The sequence below is a fragment of the Streptomyces sp. CBMA156 genome (assembly GCF_014596515.1).
Lineage (GTDB): Bacteria > Actinomycetota > Actinomycetes > Streptomycetales > Streptomycetaceae > Kitasatospora.
In genome coordinates this window covers 1-23,211 of sequence record NZ_MSJQ01000226.1, presented here as the reverse complement: position 1 = coordinate 23,211, position 23,211 = coordinate 1, and the positions used below count along the sequence as shown (strand labels likewise).

Genomic DNA, 23,211 nt, shown 5'->3' with positions numbered 1-23,211 from the left:
GTCGAGGCGCCGTGCGCCAGCGCCCGGTTGAGGCCGCCGCCGGGCTCGTCGGCGACCACCAGCGCGCCGAGCGCGGCCAGCCGGGCGCCGGCCGCGATGTCGGGGGTGACCACCAGGACCCGGTCGACGCCCGGGGTGTCCAGCGCGGCGCAGACGGTGTCCAGCGCGAAGGACAGTGCCAGGTCCGCCCGGTGCGGACCGGCGTACGGGGCCAGTCTGCTCTTCGCCAGGGCGAGCGGCTTGAGCGGCAGCACCAGCGACCAGCCGGCGGTGGGTGCGGCGGGCGGGACTGGCCTGCTGGGGCGTACGGTGTCCTGGGTCATCGGCGTCATTGTGGCGCCGGTCCAGGAGCCCTCGCCAGGCCGTCCGAGCTGTGCGGACGTGCGTTTGATCACGCCCGCCGGGCGGGTTGGCGCGGTTGCTCGACAGCCGGTGATCGGGCGGGCGACACTGTTCCGCACCCATGGCCCGGGCACCGGAGGAAACGGCGCGCGGCACCGGGACGCCATGACCGCGGCACCGTGTGCCGCATCGGATGAGAAGGAGCTGGGGTGGCCCGCCGCTCGTACGCCAAGTTCGGCAACGCCGACTACGGCATCTGGTACCGCTTCGCGGCCGTGCTGGTGAAACCGGTGACGACCGCCCTGGTGAAGCCCGACTGGCGGGGCTGGGAGCACGTTCCGAGGAACGGCGGCTTCATCGCCGCGGTGAACCACAACTCGATCATCGACCCGGTGATCTACGCGCACTGGCAGTACAACAGCGGGCGGCCGCCGCGCATTCTCGGCAAGTCCTCGCTGTTCTCGATCCCCTTCATCGGATTCATGCTGCGCAAGACCGGCCAGATTCCGGTGTTCCGCGAGTCCACCGACGCCGCGCAGGCGTTCCGGTCCGCGATCGACGCGGTCAACGGCGGTCAGTGCGTGCAGTTCTACCCGGAGGGAACGCTCACCCGGGACCCGGACCTGTGGCCGATGACCGGCAAGAGCGGGGTCGCCAGGGTCGCGCTGATGACCGGCGCGCCGGTCATCCCGGTCGCCCACTGGGGCGCCCACGAGATCATCCCGCCGTACGGCCGGGCCGGCGTCGGGAAGGGCAGGTTCAACCTGTTCCCGCGGCACCGGGTCACCGTCACGGCCGGGCCCCCGGTGGACCTGAGCAGGTACCAGGGCCAGGAGCTCACCGCCCAGGTGCTCGCCGACGCGACCGAGGACATCATGACGGCGATCACCGCGGTGCTGGCCGAGGTGCGGGGCGAGGAGCCGCCGGCCGAGCGCTACGACATGCGCAGGGCGGCCAGGGAACGGGCCGCGGCCGCGCTGGCCGAGCGCCGGCGCGCCAAGGGCGAGCGGGGCACCGACGCGGGGGAGGCCGGAAAGTGACTCGTTGCGCCGTGATGGGAACCGGCTCCTGGGGCACCGCGTTCGCGCTGGTGCTCGCCGACGCGGGCTGCGAGGTCGTGCTCTGGGCCCGCCGCCAGGAGCTGGTGGACGCCGTCAACTCCACCCACGAGAACCCGGACTACCTGCCGGGCGTCCGGCTGCCCGACACCGTGCGGGCCACCACCGACGCCGCCGAGGCGCTGGCCGGCGCCGACTTCGCGGTGCTGGTGGTGCCCTCGCAGACGCTGCGCGACAACCTGGCCGCGTGGACGCCGCTGATCGAGCCGCAGACCGTGCTGGTGAGCCTGATGAAGGGCATCGAACTCGGCACCGCCAAGCGGATGAGCGAGGTGATCGACGAGGTCACCGGCGTCGGCGCCGAGCGTGTCGCGGTGGTCAGCGGCCCGAACCTGGCCAAGGAGATCGCCAACCGGCAGCCCGCGGCCAGCGTGGTCGCCTGCACCGACGAGGCGGTCGCCAAGCGGCTCCAGGCGGCCTGCCACACGCCGTACTTCCGGCCGTACACCAACACCGACGTGGTGGGCTGCGAACTCGGCGGCGCGGTCAAGAACGTGATCGGCCTGGCGGTCGGCATGGCGGCCGGCATGGGGCTCGGCGACAACACCAAGGCGACCCTGATCACCCGTGGGCTGGCCGAGACCACCAGGCTCGGCGAGGTGCTGGGCGCCGACCCGCACACGTTCGCGGGACTCGCCGGGATGGGCGACCTGGTGGCCACCTGCTCCTCCCCGCTGTCGCGCAACAACACCTTCGGCATGAACCTGGGCCGGGGCATGTCGCTCGCGGAGACCATCGCGGCCACCCGGCAGACCGCCGAGGGCGTCAAGTCCTGCGAGTCGGTGCTGGACCTGGCCCGGCGCAACGGGGTCGACATGCCGATCGTCGAGGCCGTGGTGGACGTGGTGCACAACGGGCGGCCGACCCAGGAGGTGCTGCGGGCGCTGATGTCGCGTTCGGCGAAGGCGGAGCGGCGCTGAGTCCCGCGGCACGCCGGGAGTCCGGCGGCGCACCGGGCTCCCGTCGGCGCCGCTGACTCACCGGAAACACCTCGCACGGTAGTCTCAAACCCGATATGAGCATCGAACAGTCCTCCCCGAACCGGCCCGACAGGAAGCCGCGCGTCGCGCTGGTCTTCGGCGGGCGCAGCTCCGAGCACGCGATCTCGGTCTCCACCGCGGGCAGTGTGCTCAGGGCGATCGACCGCGACAAGTACGACGTGCTGCCGATCGGCATCACCCACGAGGGCCGCTGGGCGCTGACCAGTGACGAGCCGGCCCGGATGGCCATCACCGACGGGAAGCTGCCGGACGTGGCGCACGTCGCCGAGGGCGTCGACGGCCAGGTCGCGCTGCCGATCTCGCCGGGCAGCCGCGAGGTGCTGCTGAGCGAGCCGGGCAGCGCGCCCAAGGCCCTCGGCGAGGTCGACGTGGTGTTCCCGCTGCTGCACGGCCCGTGGGGCGAGGACGGCACCATCCAGGGCCTGCTGGAGCTCTCCGGCGTCCCGTACGTCGGCAACGGCGTGCTGGCCAGCGCGGCCGGGATGGACAAGGAGTTCGCCAAGCGGCTCCTGGCCTCGCACGGGCTGGACGTCGGCCGCTACACCGTCGTGCGGCCGCGCGAGTGGGAGTCCGAGGCGGGCCGCGCGGCGGTGCGCGAGCGGGCCGCCGGGCTGGGCCTGCCGCTGTTCGTGAAGCCCTGCCGGGCCGGCTCCAGCATCGGCATCACCAAGGTGAAGGACCTGGCCGACCTCGACGCCGCGATCGAGGAGGCCCGCCGGCACGACCCCAAGCTGATCATCGAGGCGGGCGTGACCGGCCGCGAGATCGAGTGCGGCGTGCTGGAGTTCGAGGACGGTCCGCGGGCCAGCGTGGCCGGCGAGATCCTGGTCGGCGAGGGCTTCGACTTCTACGACTTCGAGGCCAAGTACATCGACTCCTCGGACGTGCGGATCCCGGCCGACCTCACCGCCGGGGAGCTCGCCGAGATCCGCCGTCAGGCGGTGGCGGCCTTCGAGGCGCTCGGCTGCGAGGGCCTGGCCCGGGTGGACTTCTTCCTGCTGGAGGACGGCACCTGGATGATCAACGAGGTCAACACCATGCCCGGCTTCACCCCGATCTCGGCCTTCCCGAAGATGTGGGAGGCCAGCGGGGTCTCGTACCCGGAGCTGATCGACCGGCTGCTCGGGGCGGCGCTGCGGCGTTCGACCGGACTGCGCTAGGTCCCGGAGCGGTCGGCCCCTGAGCATCCGGGGGCGGGCCGGGAGGAACCTCCCGGCCCGCCCCCGGTTCCGTTCCGTCCGGTGCGTTCATCCGTCCGGTGCGTTCCGCTGCCCGGCTCAGCCGGGGACGTGCACCCTGACCACGCCGCTCAGGGCGGCCGCCGGGTCGAAGGGGTTCTGCGCGGCGCCGGCCGGGACGGTCACCTCGACGTAGGCGGCGCGCATGGTGGACACGAAGCGGTAGCCGCCGTCGGCGAGCTTCTGCGACCACCAGGTGACGTCGTCGACGCTCGGGGACCAGTCCGCGGCGTGGTCGCCGTCCAGTTCCTCCGGCCGGTCGATGCCGCAGCGCAGCACCGTCCGGGGCGAGGAGCCCCAGGCGGCCACGTACGGGGAGGCGGGGGACGGGTCCTTGCGGGCGTGCCCGAGCAGTTCGGCGGGCAGCGCGGCGGCGAGTGAACGGCAGTACCCGGCCGCCCTGCCGCCCGGCTGCGGGACCTCGACCCCCGGTTCGGCCGGACCCCGGCTGCCGACCAGCACCACGACCGCGCAGGTGAGGGCGACCGGCAGGGCCAGCCAGCGGACCGGGGCCGGCAGGGCGGTCAGCGCCTCGGGGACGCGCAGTTCTCTGGCCACCCGCCGATGGTATCCGGGGCTTACAGGTGCACCACGGGACAGGTGAGGGTGCGGGTGATGCCCTCGACCTTCTGGACCCGGGCCACCACCATGCGGCCCAGCTCGTCGACGGTTTCCGCCTCGGCCTTGACGATCACGTCGTAAGGACCGGTGACGTCCTCGGCGGTGAGCACGCCGGGGATCTCGGAGATGGTCTCGGCCACGGAGGTGGCCTTCCCAACCTCGGTCTGGATCAGGATGTATGCCTGTACCACGGGGACCTCCCGGCGGCCGGTTAGGGGGATAGCCGCCGTGAGCGCCAGGTCGGGCGGGAAGGGTGGAGTGGGCTCACCGGCAGTCTGATCACCACGCTACCCCGCGGCGGGCCGGGGAGGGGAGACCCCGAGGCCCCGGAAGGGCGTACGCTGCGCGCGGGGGAGCGCGACGGGGACCGAATCGGATGGCGGCGCCATCCGGAAGGAAAGGCGAGAGGACGGCAGATGCAGGGGACCGTGGGCGAACTCGGAGAGTTCGGCCTCATCAGGGAGCTGACCGCCAGGGTGCCGCTCACCGATGCGGTCGACCTCGGCCCGGGCGACGACGCCGCGGTGGTGCGGGCTCCGGACGGCCGGGTGGTGGCGACCACGGACGTCCTGATCGAGAACCGGCACTTCCGCCGGGACTGGTCCACCGCCTACGACGTGGGCCGCAAGGCCGCCGCCCAGAACCTCGCCGACGTGGCCGCGATGGGGGCGGTGCCGACCGCCATCCTGCTCGGTCTGGTCGCCCCCGCCGACCTGCCGACCACCTGGGCCACCGAGCTGATGGACGGGCTGCGCGACGAGTGCCAGGTGGCCGGGGCGACGGTGGTCGGCGGCGACGTGGTGCGCGGCGACACCGTCACGCTGGCCATCACGGCGCTCGGGAACCTCCAGGGGCGCGCACCGGTGACGCGCGCCGGTGCCCAGGTCGGCGACGTGGTCGCGGTGACCGGCTGGCTCGGCTGGTCGGCCGCCGGGCTGACCGTGCTCCAGCGCGGCTTCCGCTCCCCGCGCGCCTTCGTCGAGGCGCACCGCCGGCCCGAACCGCCGTACCACGCGGGCCCGGCGGGGGCCGAGTTGGGCGCGACCTCGATGATCGACGTGAGCGACGGGCTGGTCGCCGACCTCGGCCACGTGGCCCGGGCCAGCGAGGTGGACATCGACCTGAAGGCCGCCGACTTCGACGTCCCGGCGCAGATGGCCGACATCGGCCAGGCGGTCGGGGTGGACCCGCTGGTCTGGGTGCTCTCCGGCGGCGAGGACCACGCGATCGTGGCCACGTTCCCGCGCGGGGTCCAACTCCCGGCCCGCTGGCGGGTGGTGGGCGAGGTGACCGGCCGCCCGAGGGGCAGCCGCGGCGGCCGGGTGACGGTCGACGGCGCACCCTGGGACCGGGTCGGCGGCTGGGACCACTTCGCCGAGTAGGGCGCCGTCCGCGCCGATCCCCGTGCGGGGGGCGGCGCGTGACGCTCCGGTGCGCGGGGGCGGGCATCGCGGGTGCGTTGTGCGTAGGCTTGCGGCAGCCCAGCCCGCCGGTCCGGCGCGGGTGGTCCGAACCACGGCGAGCGGGAGCACACCAGACATGCGCATCGGTGTCCTGACCAGCGGCGGCGACTGCCCCGGCCTCAACGCGGTGATCCGCTCGGTGGTGCACCGGGGAACCGACGTCCACGGTGACGAGATCGTCGGCATCCTGGACGGCTTCCTCGGGCTGATCGAGGGCCGCACCCGGAACGTCTCGCACGACGACGTCACCGGCCTGCTCACCCTCGGCGGCACCATCCTCGGCTCGGCCCGGGTGCGGCGGGACCGGATCGCCTGGGCGGTGGAGAACGCCAAGTCGCTGGCCAGGGAGATCGGCATCGACGCGCTGATCGCGATCGGCGGCGAGGGGACGCTGACCGCCGCCAAGCTGTTCAGCGAGGCCGGGCTGCCGGTGGTCGGGGTGCCGAAGACCATCGACAACGACATCGACGCCACCGACGTGACCTTCGGCTTCGACACCGCGGTGCACGTCGCGACCGAGGCGATCGACCGGCTGAAGACCACCGCCGAGTCCCACCAGCGCGTCATGGTCGTCGAGTTGATGGGCCGGCACACCGGCTGGATCACCCTCACCGCGGGCATGGCGGGCGGTGCGCACGGCATCCTGATCCCGGAGAAGCCCTTCGACATCGAGGCGGTGGCCCGGATAATCGAGGACCGCTTCGCGCGCGGCAAGAAGTTCGCCATCATCGCGGTCGCGGAGGGCGCCTCCCCGCTGCCCGGCACCATGCGCTTCGACCACGGCGAGGTCGACCAGTACGGCCACCGGACGTTCGGCGGGATCGGCAACCGGCTCGCCCACGAGCTGGAGAACCTGCTCGGCAAGGAGGCCCGCCCGGTCATCCTCGGCCACGTCCAGCGCGGCGGCACCCCGACCGCCAGGGACCGGGTGCTCGCCACCCGGTTCGGCTGGCACGCGGTGGAGGCCGTCCACCAGGGGGCGTTCGGACACTTCACCGCGCTGCGCAGGACCGGCATCGAAATGCTGCCGATCGGCGACGCGGTGACCCGGCTGAAGACGGTGCCCGAGGACCGCTGGGCGGAGTCCGAGGCGGTGCTCTGACACCGCGCGGGTAGGTTGGGGCCCATGGTTTCGACTGCATCCCCCCGCGTGGCACCCCCTCGCGAGGCGCCTCCCCGCGTGCTCACCGTGGCCGGCTCCGACTCCGGCGGCGGCGCCGGCATCCAGGCCGACCTCAAGGCGATGCTCGCCCTCGGCGTCCACGGCATGAGCGTGATCACCGCCGTCACCGCGCAGAACTCGCTCGGCGTCCAGGGCTACTGGGAACTGCCCGCCGAAGCCGTCCGGGCGCAGTTCCGCAGTGTGGTGGACGACATCGGGGTGCAGGCCGTGAAGACCGGCATGCTCGCCTCGGTCGAACTGGTCGAGACCGTCGCCGGGCTGCTGGCCGGGGTGGACGCCCCGGTGGTGGTCGACCCGGTCGGGGTGTCCAAGCACGGGGACGCCCTGCTGGTCGCCGAGGCCGTCGCCACCGTCCGCGAGAAGCTGCTGCCGGTCGCCACCCTGGCCACCCCCAACCTGCACGAGGTGACCCAGCTCACCGGACTGGCCGTCGAGGACGAGTCGCAGATGATGGACGCCGCCAAGGCGCTGGTCGACCTCGGGCCGCGCTGGGCGCTGGTCAAGGGCGGCCACCTGGCGGGCGAGGCGGCCGACCTGCTGTACGGCGGGCCGGACGAGGTGCACTGGTTCCGGGCGCCGCGCTACGACAACCGGCACACCCACGGCACCGGCTGCACCCTGGCCAGCGCGATCGCGGCGGGTCTGGCCAAGGGCGAGCCGCTGCCGCAGGCGGTGGCCTCGGCCAAGGAGTACATCACCGGCGCGATCGCCGGGGGCTTCGCCCTGGGCGCCGGCATCGGGCCGGTCGACCACGCCTGGCGCTGGCGCTGAGCGTCGGCGCCGAACGGCCCGGAAAACAGTGGTGGGCGGGCTCCTCGGAGGAGCCCGCCCACCACGGTCACGGCCGGAAATCGGCGTGGCCGGTCACGGAAACAGTGAAGCCGGCCCATCCGAGGATGAACCGGCTCACTGGAGGACCGGCATGCCGGTCTGCGCGTCAGCGCGAGACCTTACCGGCCTTGATGCACGAGGTGCAGACGTTGAGCCGCTTCGGCGTCCGCCCAATCACAGCGCGCACCGTCTGAATGTTGGGGTTCCAACGACGGGGGGTACGGCGGTGAGAGTGGGAGATGCTGTTGCCGAAGCCCGGCCCCTTGCCGCAGACGTCGCAGTTGGCAGCCACAGGAGTCACTCCAAGACTTCAGATCAGATACTTTCGAAAACCCCACTCACCCACCAGAACACTCGCGTGAACCGGGTCGGACAAGGGGGTGAGCCTGGACGGTTCCAGGCAACCGGAAGAGCATACAACGCTTGCTTCCGTCCCACGAAACTACCATGACCGGCCGGCTGATCGCTCCGGTCGCCGGACCGGACGCCCCTCCCCGGCCCCCGATAACCTGCCGGTATCACCCCTCGCCGCCGGCCCGGACGAGCGCTGCCCCCCCGGCACGCGCCGTCCCTCGGCCCGGCACGGCGTCCCGTTCCGGAGGAGACCTGGTGCTGCACACGCTCGACGCCCCGGCCGTGCGCACCTGGTGCCAGCTCGCGCTGCGCGCGCTCGGCCAGGCCCGCGAGGAGATCGACGCGCTCAACGTCTATCCCGTCCCGGACGGCGACACCGGCACCAACCTCTACCTGACCGTCGAGTCCGCCGCCGCCGAGGTGGAGAGCCGGTTCGCCGACCCCGGCGCCGGCCCGGCCCCCGGCCTGGCCGACACGGTCCGGGCGATGGCCCGCGGCGCGCTGGTCGGCGCCCGCGGCAACTCCGGGGTGATCCTCGCCCAGTGGCTGCGCGGCACCGCCGAGACCCTGGCCGACGGCGGCGGCGCCGACCAGCTGCGGGCCGCCCTGCAACGGGCCGCCGACTCCGCCTACCAGGCCGTCGCCGAGCCCGTCGAGGGCACCCTGCTGACCGTCGCCCGGGTCGCCGCCCGGGAGGCCGTCCGGGCCGGGGGCGGGCTCGCCCAGGTCGCCGACACCGCCTACCGGGCCGCCAGGGACGCGCTGCGGCACACCCCCGAGCAGCTCGCCGTGCTGGCCGAGAACGGGGTGGTGGACGCCGGCGGGCGCGGCCTGGTGGCCGTGCTCGGCGCGCTCGCCGACGCCGTCGCAGGGCAGCAGCCGATGGGGCCGGTCGCGCTGCGCGGGGACGTCCGGGCTGCGGAGAGCTGTGAGACGCGCCGCAGGCCGCCCGGCCCCGGCCACCCCGCCTTCGAGGTCATCTACCTGCTGGACGCCCCCGACGGAGCGCTGCCCGCGCTGCGCAGGCGGCTCGGCACGCTCGGCGACTCGCTGGTGATCGGCGGCGGCGACGGCCTGTGGAACGTGCACGTCCACGTGGACGACGCGGGCGCCGCCGTGGAGGCCGGGGTCGAGGCCGGGCGTCCGCACCAGATCCGGATCACCCACTTCGCCGAGGCCGCCGCCCGGGCCGGCACCGCCGCCGAGCCCGGCGAGCGCGAGGACCGGGCCCGCGCGGTGCTCTCGGTGGTGTCCGGCGAGGGCCTGGCCGAGCTCTGCGAGCAGGCCGGCGCCGTCGTCCTGCACGCCGACCCGGACCGCCCGCCGGCCAGCGCCGAACTCGCCGCCGCGGTGCGCCGCTCCACCGCCCGCGAGGTCGTCCTGCTGCTCAACGATCCCGAACTGCGCGCCGCCGCCGGCGCCGCCGCCGACCAGCTGCGCGAGGAGGGGATACGGATCGCCGTGCTGCCCACCCGCTCCCCGGTGCAGGGGCTGGCGGCGCTCGCGGTGCACGAGGGCGGCCGCCGCTTCGACGAGGACGTGGTCGCCATGACCTCCGCCGCCGGGGCCACCAGGTACGCCGAACTCGCCGTCGCCGAGGGGGAGTCCTGGACGATGGCCGGGGTCTGCCAGGCCGGGGACGTGCTCGGGCTGATCGACGGCGACGTCGCGGTGATCGGCACCGGGCTGGCCGAGGTCGGCGAGAGCGTGCTGGACCGGATGCTCGGGGCCGGCGGCGAACTCGTCACGCTGGTCCTCGGCGAGGGCACCGACGAGGCGCTCGCCGAACGGCTGGTCGCCCACGTCCGGCACCGGCGGCCCGAGGTGGACGCGGTGGTCTTCCACGGCGGGCAGGAACCGGCGCCGCTGCTCATCGGGGTGGAGTAGCACCCGGTTCGTCGGTGCCTTGGTGTAGACAGGGGCCTGATGGGCGCTCTCGATGAACCACTGACCAAGCTCGTCGGCGACCGCACCGCGAAGGTGCTCGCCGACAGCCTCAAGCTGCGCACGGTCGGGGACCTGCTGCACCACTATCCGCGCCGCTACGTCGAGCGCGGCCAGCTCACCAGCCTGGACGAGCTGGAGATCGACGAGCACGTCACCGTGCTGGCCCGGATCGAGAAGGTCACCCTGATCCCGTTCCGCGGCCGCAAGGGCGACCGGCTGGAGGTCGTCGTCACCGACGGCCGCAGCCGGCTCTCGCTGGTCTTCTTCAACCAGGGCTGGCGGCAGAAGGAGCTCAAGGCGGGTGCCCAGGGCCTGTTCGCGGGCAAGGTCGGGGTGTTCAACCGCAGCCGCCAGCTGGTCTCGCCCGACTACCAGCTGCTCGACGAGGACACGGGCTCCGACGCGGCCGAACAGTTCGCCGGCCGGCTCATCCCGGTGTACGGCGCCAGCGCGCAGATGCCCAGCTGGAAGCTGTCGATCTGCGTCGAGACGGCGCTCACCAAGCACCTCGGCGACGTCGGCGAAGCACTGCCCGCCGAACTGCGCGAGCGGCACGACCTGATCCCGCTGCCCGAGGCGCTGGAGCTGATCCACCGCCCGCGCGGCCACGCCGACCGCGAGCGCGCCCAGAGCCGGCTGCGCTGGGACGAGGCCTTCGTGCTCCAGGTCGCCCTCGCGCAGCGCCGGGCCGCCGACTCCGCCCTGCCCGCCAAGCCGCGCCGGGCCCGCGAGGGCGGGCTGCTGGACGCCTTCGACGCCCGGCTGCCGTTCACCCTCACCGAGGGCCAGCGGAAGGTGTCCGCCGAGATCGCCGCGGACCTCGCCACCGAGCACCCGATGCACCGGCTGCTCCAGGGCGAGGTCGGCTCCGGAAAGACGCTGGTCGCGCTGCGCGCCATGCTCGCCGTGGTGGACGCGGGCGGCCAGGCGGTGCTGCTGGCACCCACCGAGGTGCTCGCCCAGCAGCACCACCGCTCGGTCGTCGAGATGATGGGGGACCTTGCCGAGGGCGGCATGCTCGGCGGCTCCGACCTCGGCACCCGGGTGGTGCTGCTGACCGGCTCGATGGGCGTGCCCGCCCGCCGTCAGGCGCTGCTCGACATGGCCTGCGGGGATGCCGGGATCGCCATCGGCACCCATGCGCTGATCGAGGACAAGGTGCAGTTCCAGGACCTCGGCCTGGTCGTGGTGGACGAGCAGCACCGCTTCGGCGTCGAGCAGCGGGACGCGCTGCGCGCCAAGGGCGAGCAGCCGCCGCACCTGCTGGTGATGACCGCCACCCCGATCCCGCGCACCGTCGCGATGACCGTCTTCGGGGACCTGGAGACCTCCGTCCTGGACCAGCTGCCGGCCGGCCGCTCGCCGATCTCCACCCACGTCGTCCCGGCGCTGGAGAAGCCCAACTTCCTCACCCGGGCCTGGGAGCGGGTCCGCGAGGAGGTCGACAAGGGCCACCAGGCGTACGTGGTCTGCCCGCGGATCGGGGACGAGGAGCCCGCCGCCGCGGCGAAGGACGGCAGGAAGAAGCGCAAGGCGGCCGAGGAGGACTTCGAGGAGGTCGCCGACGCGGGCGCCGAGAGCGAGGAACGGCGACCGCCGCTCTCGGTGGTGGAGACGGCGGAGAAGCTGGTCAGGGGCCCGCTGAGCGGCCTGCGGGTGGAGATCCTGCACGGCCGGCTCGCGCCGGACGCCAAGGACGAGGTGATGCGCCGGTTCTCGGCCGGTGAGGTGGACGTGCTGGTCGCCACCACCGTGATCGAGGTCGGCGTCAACGTCCCCAACTCCACCGCGATGGTCATCATGGACGCCGACCGGTTCGGCGTCTCCCAGCTCCACCAGCTCCGCGGCCGGGTCGGTCGCGGCAGCGCGGCGGGCCTGTGCCTGCTGGTCAGCGACATGCCGGGGGGCAGCGCCGCCCGGGCCCGGCTGGACGCGGTGGCGGGCACCCTGGACGGCTTCGAACTGTCCAGGATCGACCTCGAACAGCGCCGCGAGGGCGACGTGCTCGGCCAGGCGCAGTCCGGGGTGAAGTCCTCGCTCAAGGTGCTCTCGGTACTGGAGGACGAGGAGGTCATCCTCACCGCTCGCACCGAGGCCACCCGGCTGGTCGCCGAGGACCCGGACCTGGCCGCCCACCCGGAGCTGCGCACCGCGCTGGAGAGCCTGCTCGACGAGGACCGCGCGGCCTACATGGAGAAGGGCTGAGCGCTGCTTCGCCCAGCCGGATTGTCAGACCCCCGCGAGAGAATGAAGGTGTTCAGGGCGCACCCCCAAGGTGCGTACCTGGCACGACACTTGGGGGTCAAGCCATGGCATTCCGTCATCTCAACGAGCTCCCGCTGGGCGACAAGGTCTTCCGGATCGAACTCGCCAGCGACGACGACCGCGAGGTCACCCTCACCCTGACCGGCTGGCGCGAGGGGGCGGCCGCCACGCCGCTTGCCTCGGGCAGGCTCCGCCTGCCGGTCGAGGACGTCGCCTCGCTGCGGATCGCGCTCAACCGCGCGCTGCGGGCGCTGGCGATCGTCGCCGACGTCTCCGAGCCCATCCCCGACCGTGACGTGCTGCGCGAGCTGTACCCCGGCCACGGCGCCCCCTGGGTCCCGCAGCACGAGGAGGAGCTGGTCCGGCGGTTCCACGAGGGCGAGACCGTCGCCCGGATCGCCGCCCGCTTCGGCCGCACCCCCGACTCCGTCCGGACCAAGCTGCGCGAGCTCGGGCACGACCCGCGCCGCCCCGAGTTCTGCCCGCCCGACGGCTGCCTGTCCTGGTCCCGCTACGCCTCGCCGGCCCTGCTCGGCGCGGCGCTGTCGGAGCGGCCGGCGGGCTCCGAGGCGAGCTGACCCTCCGCGTGCGGGACCGCGGCCCGGCGGGGGAGTCCCCGCCGGGCCGCGGGTCCCCGGCGTGAGGCACGGTGCGGCGGCAGGGGCAGCGGTGATCGGGACGGCGGTGGTCGGGATAGCGTGGTCGGGCAGCGACGAAAGGACCTCCCCCCACATGACCCGCGTGATCGCCGGGGCGGCCGGCGGCCGCCGGCTGGCCGTACCGCCAGGCCGGGGCACCCGCCCGACCTCAGACAAGGCCCGTGAGGCGATGTTCTCCACCCTGGAGGCGCTGCACGGCACCCTGCACGGGGCCCGGATGCTGGACCTGTTCGGCGGATCGGGCGCGGTCGGGCTGGAGGCGCTGTCGCGCGGCGCCGCGCACGTCCTGCTGGTCGAGGCGGACGGCCAGGCGGCCCGGGTGATCCGGGAGAACGTCCGCACGATCGGTCTGCCGGGTGCCGAGGTGCAGGCCGCCAAGGCGGAGAAGGTGATCGCGGGACCGCCCCCGCAGAGCCCGTACGACCTGGTCTTCCTCGACCCGCCGTACGCCGTGACGGACGAGGAGATCCGCGAGATGCTGATCACACTCCGGGCTGGAGGCTGGCTCACGGAGGACGCACTCGTCACCGTGGAGCGCAGCACCCGTGGCGGCGAGTTCGGCTGGCCCGAAGGCTTCGAGGTGCTGCGCTCCCGCCGCTACGGCGAGGGCACGCTCTGGTACGGTCGCGCCGCCGCCGCGGCCGGCGAGCAGGAGTAGCGGGCCGCGGCCCGCAGCAGCCGTCACCCCACGAGGGAGCACACACGCCATGCGCCGAGCCGTCTGCCCCGGTTCGTTCGACCCGATCACCAACGGCCACCTCGACATCATCGAGCGGGCCTCGAAGCTGTACGACATGGTGCACGTCGCGGTCCTGATCAACCGGAACAAGCAGGGCATGTTCACGGTCGAGGAGCGGATCGGCCTGATCGAGGAGGTCACCGCCGGCTTCGGGAACGTGGTGGTCGAGTCGCACCACGGCCTGCTGGTGGACTACTGCCGGGAGCGCGGCATCCCCGCGATCATCAAGGGCCTGCGCGCGGTCAGCGACTTCGACTACGAGCTCCAGATGGCCCAGATGAACCACGGCCTGACCGGGGTGGAGACGCTGTTCGTGCCGACCTCGCCGACGTACAGCTTCCTCTCCTCGACCTTGGTCAAGGAGGTGGCCTCGTACGGCGGCGACGTCTCGCACCTGCTGCCGGAGGTGGTGCACGGCCGGCTGGTCGAGCGGATCGCGGAGCGCAAGGCCCAGCAGTAGCCCGGCCTCTGTCCTTTTCTGCCGGTTCGTCACGGATTGTCCTGGGGGCGCGGGACCGGTTCGGCGCAGGCGTTGTGAGCGTGCCCGGCCGTGGCCGTACAGTCTGTATCCCTGCCCTGCGGTGAGGTCCACCGCGTCGGGCCTGCCTCCGCCGGACCGTCGGCGGCACACGGAAAGACGAAGCCCCGTGGACGTGCAGAACAAGGTCGACGAGATCGTGGCGGCGGTCGAGAACGCCCGCTCGATGCCGATGTCGGCCTCCTGCGTGGTGAACCGGGCCGAGCTGATCGGCCTGCTCAACGACCTCAAGGCGGCGATGCCCGCCGAACTCGCCCAGGCGCAGTCGGTGATGGCCGACCACGAGCAGGTGGTGGCGGGTGCCCAGGCCGAGGCCGAGCTGATCATCCAGGGCGCGCACGCCGAGCGCGGCTCGCTGATCTCGGACACCGAGGTGGTCCGCCAGGCGCAGGCCCAGGCCGACCGGATCCTCGCCGAGGCGCGCACCGAGGTCGACGGCAAGCGGGCCGAGGCCGACGACTACGTGGACAGCAAGCTCGCCAACTTCGAGGTCGTGCTGACCAAGACGCTCGGCGCGGTCGGCCGGGGCCGCACCAAGCTGCGCGGCGACTCCAGCGTCTTCGAGACCGAGTCCGACGGTGAGGGCGACGCGGAGGAGTTCCGCCCGCAGCGGGTCAGCCCGAGCCCCGAGGTGGACGAGTACGTCGATGTGAAGCTCGCCACGCTGGAGAACGTGCTCAGCGCCACCCTGGAGGCGGTCGGCAAGGGCCGGGACAAGCTGCTCGGCAAGCGGCCCATCGACGAGCTGGGCGCCTACCTGGCCGCCGCCGACCAGGCCCAGCAGGCCAAGGAACGGGCCGAGGCGGTGGCGGCGGGCTTCGCCCAGGACGCCGACGGCGAGGACATCGCCTGGTACCGCGAGGCCGTCCCCCAGCAGCAGACCTGGCCGGAGCAGACCCCGGCCGCGGCCGGCTGGCAGACCCAGGGCACCGACCAGTACGCGGCCGCCCAGCAGCCCGGCGGGCAGTACGCCGAGGTGTACGGCGGCGGGTACGACCCGGCCGGCCAGGGCGACCCGTACAACACCCAGTGGGGCCAGCAGCAGGGCGGCTACCAGCAGCAGGGCTACCAGGAGCAGCAGCAGGGGGCCTACGGCTATCCCCAGCAGCAGCAGGGCTACCCGGCGCAGTCGTACGACGGCTACACCTACCCGCAGCCGCCGAGCGCCCCGCCGGCGGTGCCGCACCAGCAGCAGGCCCAGGCGCAGCCGCAGGGCCAGGCCCAGGCTCCGGGGCAGGGTCTGGACGAGACCAGCTTCTTCGACACCAGCATGATCGACATGACCAGGCTGCGGGAGCTCGGAGGCCGCTGAGCCGACCCCCGGCGAGGCCGCGCGGGAGTCTCCTGACGGGACCGAAGTTGGGCCTGGCCGGAGACTCCGGTAGTCTGACCACTCCGGCCTCCCCATGTCCGGCCGTCGGCTTGCCCTCTCGCAATGTCGACTCGAATGGGGCTCCTCGTTGATTGCTATGGAAGTCAGGACACCGTGAACCGCCTCGACCACCGCGACCCCCTCGTGTTCGACACGCACGAGCTCGGCCGTCGTCCGGGTTCGATGCGCAAGGTGAGCCGGACCCTGGAGGCCCCCGAGGGCCTCGGGATCATCGACGTGATCGCCGTGCCGGAGAAGAGCCCGATCGAGCTGGAGCTCCGCCTGGAGTCCGTGGTCGAGGGCGTGCTGGTCACCGGCACCGCCGAGACCCACGTCGAGGGCGAGTGCGTCCGGTGCCTGGAGCCCGTCGACTTCGACGTCGACGTCGACTTCCAGGAGCTGTACTACTACCCGGAGTCCGATGAGCGCCACCGCGCCAGGACCGCCGGGACCGAGGACCTCGACGAGGACTCGGAAGAAGAGACTTACCGTCTGGAGGGCGACTTCTTCGACCTCCAGCCGGTGCTGCGTGACGCGGTGGTGCTCGCACTGCCGCTGCAGCCGGTGTGCCAGGAAGACTGCCTGGGCCTGTGCTCCGAGTGCGGAGCGCGCCTGAGCGACGACCCGGCGCACCACCACGATGCCGCCGACCCCCGGTGGGCGGCTCTGCAGGGACTCTCCGCCGCCCCCGGCGACGAGGGTGACGGGATCAAGACCAGCGACACCCGTGAGGGTCTCGCCGAGAACCAGGAGAAGTAGCCGTGGCTGTTCCGAAGCGGAAGATGTCGCGCAGCAACACGCGCCACCGTCGGTCCAACTGGAAGGCCGTTGTTCCGGCCCTCGTGGCGTGCGACCGCTGCCACGAGCCGAAGCTCGGCCACATCGCGTGCCCGAGCTGCGGCACGTACAACCGTCGCCAGGTCCTCTCGGTCTGATCGGCGGGGTGTACGGATCGATGTCGGACGGTAACTCCACCCGCAAGTCGTCCATTGTTCCGAAGGGTTCTTCGGGCGGTGGCAAGGCCGGCGGGCCGGCTTCGACCGAATACGACGTCCTGGAAGGGCGCCTCGGGTACACGCTCGAGCGCGCCCTTCTGGTACGTGCCCTGACCCACCGCTCGTACGCGTACGAGAACGGTGGTCTGCCCACCAACGAGCGCCTGGAGTTCCTCGGCGACTCGGTGCTGGGCCTCGTGGTGACCGACACCCTCTACCGCGTCCACCCGGACGTCCCCGAGGGCACGCTCGCCAAGCTGCGCGCCGCGGTGGTGAACTCCCGCGCGCTCGCGGACGTCGGCCGCGGCCTGGAGCTCGGCACGTTCATCCGGCTCGGCAAGGGCGAGGAGGGCACCGGCGGCCGCGACAAGTCGTCGATCCTCGCCGACACCGTCGAGGCCGTGATCGGCGCCATCTACCTGGACCAGGGACTGGGCGCGGCCACCGAGTTCGTCCACCGGCTGTTCGACCCGCTGATCGAGGAGTCCTCTCAGCTGGGCGCAGGCCTGGACTGGAAGACCAGCCTCCAGGAGCTCACCGCCTCGGTGGGCATCGGCGTGCCCGAGTACGTCGTCATGGAGTCCGGTCCGGACCACGAGAAGACGTTCACCGCGGCGGCCCGGGTGGCCGGCGAGGACTTCGGCAGCGGCGTCGGCCGTTCGAAGAAGGAAGCCGAGCAGAAGGCCGCCGAGAGCGCCTGGCGCGCGATCAGGGAGAAGTACGCCGACCGGCTGCCCGCCGGAGCCTGAGCGGCGGCCCGGCACGCCGGGCCCGCCGCGCAGTAGCCTTCACTCCTGCTGATCCGTACCGAGCAGGAGGCGTGTTCCCGTGCCCGAACTTCCCGAGGTCGAGGTCGTCCGCCGTGGTCTGGCCAACTGGGTGGCCGGGCGGACGGTCTCCGGCGTCCAGGTGCTGCACCCGCGCGCGGTGCGCCGCCAGCCGGCCGGCGCGGCCGACTTCACGGCCCGGCTGACCGGCACCACCCTCGGCACCGCGCAGCGGCGCGGCAAGTACCTGTGGGTGCCGCTGACCGGCGCCGGGAGGCCGGAGGCCGGGGGAGGCTTCTCGCTGATCGGCCACCTCGGGATGAGCGGCCAACTCCTCGTCCAGGACCCGTCGGTCCCCGACGAGACGCACCTGAGGGTCCGGCTGCGCTTCGCCGACGGCGGGCGCGAACTGCGCTTCGTGGACCAGCGGACCTTCGGCGGCCTGGCGGTCGAGGAGGCCGAGGACGGGGACCCGGAGGGCACCCCGGTCTCGATCGCGCACATCGCCCGCGACCCGCTCGACCCGCGCTTCGACGACGCCGCCTTCGCGGCCGCGCTGCGGGCCAGGCACACCACCGTCAAGCGCGCGCTGCTCGACCAGAGCCTGATCAGCGGTGTCGGCAACATCTACGCCGACGAGGCGCTGTGGCGCTCGAAGCTGCACTACGACCGCCCGACCGCGACGCTCACCCGCCCGCAGGCCCTCCTGCTGCTGGCCAACGCCAGGGACGTGATGACCGAGGCGCTCGCCGTCGGCGGCACCAGCTTCGACAGCCTCTACGTCAACGTGAACGGCGAGAGCGGCTACTTCTCCCGGGACCTGGACGCCTACGGCCGCGAGCAGGAGCCCTGCCGCCGCTGCGGCACCCCGATCCGCCGGGCGGCCTGGATGAACCGCTCCAGCTACTTCTGCCCCCGCTGCCAGCGCGTGCCGCGCGCCCGCAGCGGGGGCTGAGCCTCCGGAGGGGCGCTACCCGCGGGCGAGTTCCGGCTCGTCCGCGGCCGCTTCGCCGGGCGCTCCGTGGGTGTCCTGGCCGAAGTAGGCGACCCCGACCGCGGCGACCACCGCGAGCAGGAAGCCGGCCACGCCGAGCCAGCCCAGGCCCGCCTTGGTGGCGTCGCCGAGCCAGAGCACGCCGGCCGCGCCGGGCAGCACCGTCTCGCCGACCACCAGGGCGGCGGTCGCGCCGTTCACCGAGCCGATCTGGAGCGCCACGGTGTGGATGTACATGCCGCCGATGCCGCCGACCAGGACCGCGTACAGCGCCGGGTCGGAGAGCAGCGAGCCGAGGTCGAACGGCTCGATGCCGTTGAGGATGCGCACCCCGACGCCCAGGGCGCCGAAGCCGAAGCCGGAGAGCAGACCGGCCAGGATCGCGCCGTTGGCGCCCATCCGCCGCACCAGCAGGCTGCCGCCGACCAGCAGCACGGTGATGACGATCAGCAGCCACCAGTGGAAGGACATCGCCACGTGGTGGCCGCCCTCGGGGCCGGCCGAGACGGCCAGCAGCACCAGCGCCGAGCAGAGCACGGCGATCGAGGCCCACTCCAGCTGCTTGAGCCGGATGCCCAGCAGCTTGATGCTGAGCACCGCGGTGATCACCAGGTTGGCGCTGATGATGGTCTGGGAGAGGAACAGCGGCAGCAGCCGGGCGGCCAGCGCGCCGAGCCCGAATCCGATCAGGTCGAGCACCGTGCCGAGGATGAACTCCCAGGTGACGGCGGCCTTCGCGGTCGAGGACAGGCTCGGGCCGCCGTGTTCGGTGGTGGAGGTCGTGGCGCCCTTGGCCGCCTCCTCCCGGGCGGAGCGGCGGGATCCGACGGCCTGGAGTACCGAGCCGGTGCCGTAGCAGGCGGATGCCGCCACGGCGGTGACGAGGCCGATGATCACCGAGTGCTCCGATCGGGAGGTGGGTCAGGAAACGGGTCGGGTCAAGAAAAGGCAATGGGACCGAGGATCCGGGACCACTATGCCCGCTCGCACGGTACGGTCGGCACGCCCCCCGGAGTAGCCCGGAAGCGGGCCGGGCCCGCCGGAACGTACGTCCGGACGCCTCCCGGGGTTCCCGTGCGACGCCCGACTCAGGGGCGGCTGGGGGAAACATCATCCCCGAGGAGGGGAGCGGCCCCGGCGGACGGCGGGGAGCCTTCCCGGTACCAGTATGCGAAGGGTATGGCGTGCTCGGCGGCCGGTCACGGTAGCGTCGGGGGCATGAGATCCCTTGCACGACGTTCCCGGGGCGCCGGGCCGCTTGCCCTGGTGGCGGCGCTGCTCGGGCTGCTGCTCCTGCTGGCACCCGCGGCCTCGGCGGCCGGCGGCCTGAGCGACGCCGCGGCCACCATGAAGAAGGGCCGGGTCTACGTCGACCCGGACATGACCAGCCGCTTCAGTCAGTCCCAGGCCGACGCGCTGACCAAGAAGATCGACAAGGCCGACAAGCCGATCTTCATCGCGGTCATCCCCGACTCTCCGGCCTACGCGAAGACCGGCCTCAAGGACTTCCGCACCCTGGTGGGCATCGACGGCGTCTACGGGGTCTGGCACGGCGACAAGTTCGACGCGGGCGGCGACCGAGGCGCGATGGGCGCGGGCCAGCCGCAGCGCATCGCCGGCGCGGCCTTCCGTTCGAGCGGCGGCGACATCGACGCCACCCTGAACTCCTTCGTCGACCAGGCCGTCCCGCAGACCAAGGGCACCGGGGTCAACCACAGCACCTCGATCGCCTGGGTGGTCATCCCGGTGGTGCTGATCGCGCTGGCCGGTGCCGGCGTCTTCTTCCTCTTCAAGCGTGCCAAGAAGCGCAAGGAGGACCAGGCCAGGGCCGAGCTGGAGCAGCTGCGCCGGGTCGTGGACGAGGACATCACCGCCTTCGGCGTGGAGCTGGAGCGGCTCGACTTCAGCCCGGCCGCGTCCGACGCCGACGACGAGCAGCGCACCGACTACAGCCACGCCCTGGACTCGTACGAGAAGTCCAAGCGGCTGATGGACGAGGCGAAGCGGCCCGAGGACGTCAAGCAGGTCACCGAGGCGATCGAGGACGGCCGCTTCTCGCTGGCCACCCTGGCCGCCCGGCGGGACAAGCGTCCGCTGCCCGAGCGCCGTCCCCCGTGCTTCATGGACCCGCGGCACGGCCCGTCCGTCAAGGACGTGGACTGGGCCCCGGCCGGCGGCTCCGCCCGTTCGGTACCGGTCTGCCAGGCCGATGCGGACCGGGTGGCGGCTGGCCTCGACCCGGCGATCCGCACCGTCGACACCGACCAGGGCCCGCAGCCGTACTGGAACGCCGGCCCGGCGTACGCCCCGTACGCGGGCGGCTACTACAGCGGCTTCGGTGGCGGCGGACTGCTGCCGGGCCTGCTGGTCGGCACCATGCTCGGCTCGATGATGAGCTCCCCGGCCTACGCGGCCGCGCCCATGATGGGCGGCGGCTACCAGGACCAGCACGAGGGCGGCGACTTCACCGGCGCCGACTTCAACGCGGCCGACTTCAGCAGCGGTGGGGACTTCGGCGGTGGCGACTTCGGTGGGGGCGGCGACTTCGGCGGCGGGGACTGGTAGCCCGCCGAACCGCCCGCCCGTTCCCGCGGCCCCGCCGGTCCTCCGGCGGGGCCGCGGCCGTCCGTCCCGCGGCCGGTCGCGCGTGCGGTCGGGGCGTGTCCTAAGGTCGGGGCATGCACGGTCGCGACGCCCACAGTGAGGAACCGGTCCGGGTGACCGCCTGGGTCCGGGGGAAGGTCCAGCAGGTCGGGTTCCGCTGGTGGACCAGGGCACGGGCGCTGGAGATCGGCCTGACCGGTTACGCGAGCAACCTCGGCGACGGCCGGGTGCAGGTGGTGGCGGAGGGACTCGCGGCCGACTGCGAGCAGCTGCTGGCGCTGCTGCGCGGCCCCGGCACCCCGGGGAACGTCAGCGGTGTCACCGAGATCTGGACGGCCGTCGGCGCTGGTTACGAGGGTTTCGAGATCCGCTGAGCCGCCCGGGGCCGGTCCCGCCGCGCCCGCCCGGCGGCCCGCTCCGAGGCCGTCCGGGAAAAGATCCCGAACCGGCGGTGTCACGAGGTTGCCATCCGGGCAGACTCGTGGTTGACTCCGCATCGAACGATGATCCACGAGCACCTGGTGGACCCATCCCGAAGCCCCCCGGGCGTGACGACACCGCCGGGCAGGTGACAGGGGCGCGGTAGCGTGCGGTGATCGTGTTGACCCTTTCCGTCTTTGGTGAGACGCTGGAAGCCCGCGCACACGACCGCGTTCTCCCGGCAGGCGCATGCCCTCGTGAGCCCAGCTCACGGTGGTTGTGCCGTAGTGCCCAGCCAGCACTTCCGGTGACGCGCCGCGCGTGCGTCCCCCTTCCCCCTAGACCTGAACCGTTCCGGTTCGGTCACTCAGCGTGGAGGACCATTCATCATGGCAAAGGCGCTTCTCGGGTACGTCGGCGGCCCCGACCCGCGAATGCTCTCCGAGATGCGGCGGCTTCAGCAGCGCGTCCAGGACCTTGAATCCGAGCTCCTTCGGATGCAGGCCGAGAACGACGCTCTGATCGCTGTCGCTGACGAGCACTCGCTGCTCAGCAGCATCGATCTGGATCAGCGGGAGCCGGCTCTCACCTGAGTCCCGCCCGGTCCTCGCAGATCGACGCCGCTGTGCACTGAGCCGCCCCGAAAGGGACGCAGCTTGCAAGGGACGCCCGGATGTGGCGTCCCTTCGTCGTGTCCGGCGCCGGATACAGTCGGTTCCCGTCGCGAGCGATAGAGGAGACCGGCCGCGTGCACCTGAAGAGTCTGACGCTGCGCGGGTTCAAGTCCTTCGCCTCCAGCACCACCCTGCGCTTCGAGCCCGGCATCACCTGCGTCGTCGGCCCGAACGGCTCCGGCAAGTCGAACGTGGTGGACGCGCTGTCCTGGGTGATGGGGGAGCAGGGCGCCAAGTCGCTGCGCGGCGGCAAGATGGAGGACGTCATCTTCGCCGGGACCAGCGGGCGCGCCCCGCTCGGCCGCGCCGAGGTCAGCCTCACCATCGACAACGCCGACGGCGCCCTGCCGATCGACTACTCCGAGGTGACCATCACCCGGACGATGTTCCGCAACGGTGGCAGCGAGTACGCGCTCAACGGCGAGACCTGCCGCCTGCTGGACATCCAGGAGCTGCTCTCCGACTCCGGCATCGGCCGCGAGATGCACGTCATCGTCGGCCAGGGACAGCTGGACTCCGTCCTGCACGCCGACCCGACGGGCCGGCGCGCCTTCATCGAGGAGGCGGCCGGCGTCCTCAAGCACCGCAAGCGCAAGGAGAAGGCGCTGCGGAAGCTGGACGCGATGCAGGCCAACCTCAACCGGGTCCAGGACCTGGTCGCCGAGCTGCGCCGCCAGCTCGGACCGCTCGGCCGGCAGGCCAGGGTCGCCCGCCGGGCCGCCGGCATCCAGGCCGACCTGCGCGACGCCCGGCTGCGGCTGCTCGCCGACGACCTGGGCGCGCTCCGCCGGGCCGTCGAGGCCGAGGTCGCGGACGAACTGGCACTGCGGCTGCGCCGCACCACCGTCGAGCAGGAGCTGGCCCGCGCGGTGCAGCGGGAGCGCGTCCTGGAGACGCAGGTCCAGCGGCTCGGGCCGGACCTGGAGACCGCCAGGCAGACCTGGTACCGGCTCTCCGCGCTCGCCGAGCGCACCCGCGGCACCGTCGGGCTGGCCGAGGCCAGGGCCCGGCACGCCGTCGCCGGGGGCCGGGGCGAGGAGCGGCGCGGGCGCGATCCCGAGGACCTGGAAGGCGAGGCCGGGCAGG

Annotated in this window: 24 protein-coding genes and 1 pseudogene; 20 read left to right on the top strand and 5 right to left on the bottom strand. The window is 72.9% G+C overall.

Annotated features, from left to right (window positions below):
- Nucleotides 1-323: pseudogene (locus tag BU198_RS18745) on the bottom strand (2-phospho-L-lactate guanylyltransferase); the annotation flags it as partial.
- 228 nt (nucleotides 324-551) lie between these two features.
- Between BU198_RS18745 and BU198_RS18740 the strand changes: the two are divergent.
- The 3 genes from BU198_RS18740 to BU198_RS18730 all read left to right on the top strand — a co-directional run bounded on the left by BU198_RS18740 (nucleotide 552) and on the right by BU198_RS18730 (nucleotide 3,621).
- The gene (locus BU198_RS18740) at nucleotides 552-1,382 is read left to right on the top strand and encodes a lysophospholipid acyltransferase family protein (protein WP_188298013.1); all 831 of its coding nucleotides are present in this window, start codon (nucleotides 552-554) and stop codon (nucleotides 1,380-1,382) included.
- Nucleotides 1,379-2,380, top strand: coding sequence for an NAD(P)H-dependent glycerol-3-phosphate dehydrogenase (locus BU198_RS18735; RefSeq protein WP_317620188.1), 1,002 nt, complete (start codon nucleotides 1,379-1,381; stop codon nucleotides 2,378-2,380). The genes BU198_RS18740 and BU198_RS18735 overlap by 4 nt, the downstream gene beginning before the upstream one ends.
- A 95-nt stretch (nucleotides 2,381-2,475) precedes the next feature.
- Nucleotides 2,476-3,621, top strand: coding sequence for a D-alanine--D-alanine ligase family protein (locus BU198_RS18730; protein ID WP_188298012.1), 1,146 nt, complete (start codon nucleotides 2,476-2,478; stop codon nucleotides 3,619-3,621).
- A gap of 117 nt (nucleotides 3,622-3,738) precedes the next feature.
- Here the strand turns inward: BU198_RS18730 and BU198_RS18725 are convergent, their stop codons facing one another.
- The gene (locus BU198_RS18725) at nucleotides 3,739-4,257 is read right to left on the bottom strand and encodes a DUF3515 family protein (protein WP_188298011.1); all 519 of its coding nucleotides are present in this window, start codon (nucleotides 4,255-4,257) and stop codon (nucleotides 3,739-3,741) included.
- 20 nt (nucleotides 4,258-4,277) lie between these two features.
- A complete protein-coding gene (locus tag BU198_RS18720; RefSeq protein WP_188298010.1) occupies nucleotides 4,278-4,511 on the bottom strand; it encodes an Lrp/AsnC family transcriptional regulator in 234 nt (77 codons plus the stop codon).
- A gap of 225 nt (nucleotides 4,512-4,736) precedes the next feature.
- Between BU198_RS18720 and BU198_RS18715 the strand changes: the two genes are divergently transcribed.
- The 3 genes from BU198_RS18715 to thiD all read left to right on the top strand — a co-directional run bounded on the left by BU198_RS18715 (nucleotide 4,737) and on the right by thiD (nucleotide 7,737).
- Nucleotides 4,737-5,702: a thiamine-phosphate kinase gene (locus BU198_RS18715; protein ID WP_188298009.1), complete on the top strand. Its 966-nt coding sequence runs from the start codon at nucleotides 4,737-4,739 to the stop codon at nucleotides 5,700-5,702.
- 157 nt (nucleotides 5,703-5,859) lie between these two features.
- Nucleotides 5,860-6,885 (top strand): ATP-dependent 6-phosphofructokinase, encoded by a 1,026-nt coding sequence (locus BU198_RS18710; protein ID WP_188298008.1) that lies wholly within the window; start codon nucleotides 5,860-5,862, stop codon nucleotides 6,883-6,885.
- Between the two features lie 24 nt (nucleotides 6,886-6,909).
- The gene (thiD, locus tag BU198_RS18705; protein WP_188298007.1) at nucleotides 6,910-7,737 is read left to right on the top strand and encodes a bifunctional hydroxymethylpyrimidine kinase/phosphomethylpyrimidine kinase; all 828 of its coding nucleotides are present in this window, start codon (nucleotides 6,910-6,912) and stop codon (nucleotides 7,735-7,737) included.
- 166 nt (nucleotides 7,738-7,903) lie between these two features.
- Here thiD and rpmB read toward each other — a convergent pair whose 3' ends face one another.
- Nucleotides 7,904-8,089: a 50S ribosomal protein L28 gene (gene rpmB / locus BU198_RS18700; protein WP_014138233.1), complete on the bottom strand. Its 186-nt coding sequence runs from the start codon at nucleotides 8,087-8,089 to the stop codon at nucleotides 7,904-7,906.
- Between the two features lie 317 nt (nucleotides 8,090-8,406).
- On the opposite strand from rpmB, the gene BU198_RS18695 reads away from it, so the two are divergent.
- The 10 genes from BU198_RS18695 to mutM all read left to right on the top strand — a co-directional run bounded on the left by BU198_RS18695 (nucleotide 8,407) and on the right by mutM (nucleotide 18,388).
- Nucleotides 8,407-10,038: a DAK2 domain-containing protein gene (locus tag BU198_RS18695; RefSeq protein WP_317620187.1), complete on the top strand. Its 1,632-nt coding sequence runs from the start codon at nucleotides 8,407-8,409 to the stop codon at nucleotides 10,036-10,038.
- Between the two features lie 39 nt (nucleotides 10,039-10,077).
- Nucleotides 10,078-12,303 carry an ATP-dependent DNA helicase RecG gene (gene recG, locus BU198_RS18690; protein ID WP_188298005.1) on the top strand — a complete coding sequence of 742 codons (2,226 nt, stop codon included), beginning with the start codon at nucleotides 10,078-10,080 and terminating at the stop codon, nucleotides 12,301-12,303.
- Nucleotides 12,304-12,407: 104 nt separating this feature from the next.
- Nucleotides 12,408-12,941, top strand: coding sequence for a hypothetical protein (locus BU198_RS18685; protein WP_188298004.1), 534 nt, complete (start codon nucleotides 12,408-12,410; stop codon nucleotides 12,939-12,941).
- Between the two features lie 154 nt (nucleotides 12,942-13,095).
- Nucleotides 13,096-13,680 (top strand): 16S rRNA (guanine(966)-N(2))-methyltransferase RsmD, encoded by a 585-nt coding sequence (gene rsmD / locus BU198_RS18680; RefSeq protein WP_188298003.1) that lies wholly within the window; start codon nucleotides 13,096-13,098, stop codon nucleotides 13,678-13,680.
- Between the two features lie 49 nt (nucleotides 13,681-13,729).
- Nucleotides 13,730-14,221, top strand: coding sequence for a pantetheine-phosphate adenylyltransferase (coaD, locus tag BU198_RS18675; RefSeq protein ID WP_188298002.1), 492 nt, complete (start codon nucleotides 13,730-13,732; stop codon nucleotides 14,219-14,221).
- A 187-nt stretch (nucleotides 14,222-14,408) separates the two neighbouring features.
- The gene (locus BU198_RS18670; RefSeq protein ID WP_188298001.1) at nucleotides 14,409-15,611 is read left to right on the top strand and encodes an ATP synthase F0 subunit B; all 1,203 of its coding nucleotides are present in this window, start codon (nucleotides 14,409-14,411) and stop codon (nucleotides 15,609-15,611) included.
- A 174-nt stretch (nucleotides 15,612-15,785) separates the two neighbouring features.
- A complete protein-coding gene (locus BU198_RS18665; RefSeq protein WP_317620186.1) occupies nucleotides 15,786-16,430 on the top strand; it encodes a DUF177 domain-containing protein in 645 nt (214 codons plus the stop codon).
- 2 nt (nucleotides 16,431-16,432) lie between these two features.
- Nucleotides 16,433-16,606: a 50S ribosomal protein L32 gene (rpmF, locus tag BU198_RS18660; RefSeq protein ID WP_030056747.1), complete on the top strand. Its 174-nt coding sequence runs from the start codon at nucleotides 16,433-16,435 to the stop codon at nucleotides 16,604-16,606.
- A 20-nt stretch (nucleotides 16,607-16,626) separates the two neighbouring features.
- The gene (rnc, locus tag BU198_RS18655) at nucleotides 16,627-17,415 is read left to right on the top strand and encodes a ribonuclease III (RefSeq protein ID WP_188298000.1); all 789 of its coding nucleotides are present in this window, start codon (nucleotides 16,627-16,629) and stop codon (nucleotides 17,413-17,415) included.
- Between the two features lie 79 nt (nucleotides 17,416-17,494).
- Nucleotides 17,495-18,388, top strand: a complete 894-nt coding sequence (mutM, locus tag BU198_RS18650; RefSeq protein WP_188297999.1) for a bifunctional DNA-formamidopyrimidine glycosylase/DNA-(apurinic or apyrimidinic site) lyase — start codon at nucleotides 17,495-17,497, stop codon at nucleotides 18,386-18,388.
- Between the two features lie 15 nt (nucleotides 18,389-18,403).
- Here mutM and BU198_RS18645 read toward each other — a convergent pair whose 3' ends face one another.
- Nucleotides 18,404-19,324 carry a hypothetical protein gene (locus BU198_RS18645; protein WP_188297998.1) on the bottom strand — a complete coding sequence of 307 codons (921 nt, stop codon included), beginning with the start codon at nucleotides 19,322-19,324 and terminating at the stop codon, nucleotides 18,404-18,406.
- Between the two features lie 321 nt (nucleotides 19,325-19,645).
- Between BU198_RS18645 and BU198_RS18640 the strand changes: the two genes are divergently transcribed.
- From BU198_RS18640 to BU198_RS18625, 4 genes are all read left to right on the top strand, one after another.
- Complete coding sequence (locus BU198_RS18640; protein ID WP_188297997.1) at nucleotides 19,646-20,992, top strand: hypothetical protein; 1,347 nt, start codon at nucleotides 19,646-19,648, stop codon at nucleotides 20,990-20,992.
- 113 nt (nucleotides 20,993-21,105) lie between these two features.
- Nucleotides 21,106-21,405: an acylphosphatase gene (locus BU198_RS18635; protein ID WP_188297996.1), complete on the top strand. Its 300-nt coding sequence runs from the start codon at nucleotides 21,106-21,108 to the stop codon at nucleotides 21,403-21,405.
- A gap of 435 nt (nucleotides 21,406-21,840) precedes the next feature.
- Entirely contained in the window at nucleotides 21,841-22,044 is a 204-nt protein-coding gene (locus BU198_RS18630) for a hypothetical protein (RefSeq protein WP_188297995.1), read from the top strand.
- A 155-nt stretch (nucleotides 22,045-22,199) separates the two neighbouring features.
- Nucleotides 22,200-23,211, top strand: a 1,012-nt coding sequence (locus BU198_RS18625) for a chromosome segregation SMC family protein (protein WP_188297994.1), incomplete at its 3' end; no start/stop codon positions are given.

Bases quoted from the DNA above. Each gene is read 5' to 3' on its own strand.
- BU198_RS18730 (WP_188298012.1), top strand. From the start codon at position 2,476: ATGAGCATCGAACAGTCCTCCCCGAACCGGCCCGACAGGAAGCCGCGC.
- BU198_RS18715 (WP_188298009.1), top strand. From the start codon at position 4,737: ATGCAGGGGACCGTGGGCGAACTCGGAGAGTTCGGCCTCATCAGGGAG.
- BU198_RS18710 (WP_188298008.1), top strand. From the start codon at position 5,860: ATGCGCATCGGTGTCCTGACCAGCGGCGGCGACTGCCCCGGCCTCAAC.
- thiD (WP_188298007.1), top strand. From the start codon at position 6,910: ATGGTTTCGACTGCATCCCCCCGCGTGGCACCCCCTCGCGAGGCGCCT.
- recG (WP_188298005.1), top strand. From the start codon at position 10,078: ATGGGCGCTCTCGATGAACCACTGACCAAGCTCGTCGGCGACCGCACC.
- BU198_RS18685 (WP_188298004.1), top strand. From the start codon at position 12,408: ATGGCATTCCGTCATCTCAACGAGCTCCCGCTGGGCGACAAGGTCTTC.
- rsmD (WP_188298003.1), top strand. From the start codon at position 13,096: ATGACCCGCGTGATCGCCGGGGCGGCCGGCGGCCGCCGGCTGGCCGTA.
- coaD (WP_188298002.1), top strand. From the start codon at position 13,730: ATGCGCCGAGCCGTCTGCCCCGGTTCGTTCGACCCGATCACCAACGGC.
- rnc (WP_188298000.1), top strand. From the start codon at position 16,627: ATGTCGGACGGTAACTCCACCCGCAAGTCGTCCATTGTTCCGAAGGGT.
- BU198_RS18640 (WP_188297997.1), top strand. From the start codon at position 19,646: ATGAGATCCCTTGCACGACGTTCCCGGGGCGCCGGGCCGCTTGCCCTG.
- BU198_RS18635 (WP_188297996.1), top strand. From the start codon at position 21,106: ATGCACGGTCGCGACGCCCACAGTGAGGAACCGGTCCGGGTGACCGCC.
- BU198_RS18630 (WP_188297995.1), top strand. From the start codon at position 21,841: ATGGCAAAGGCGCTTCTCGGGTACGTCGGCGGCCCCGACCCGCGAATG.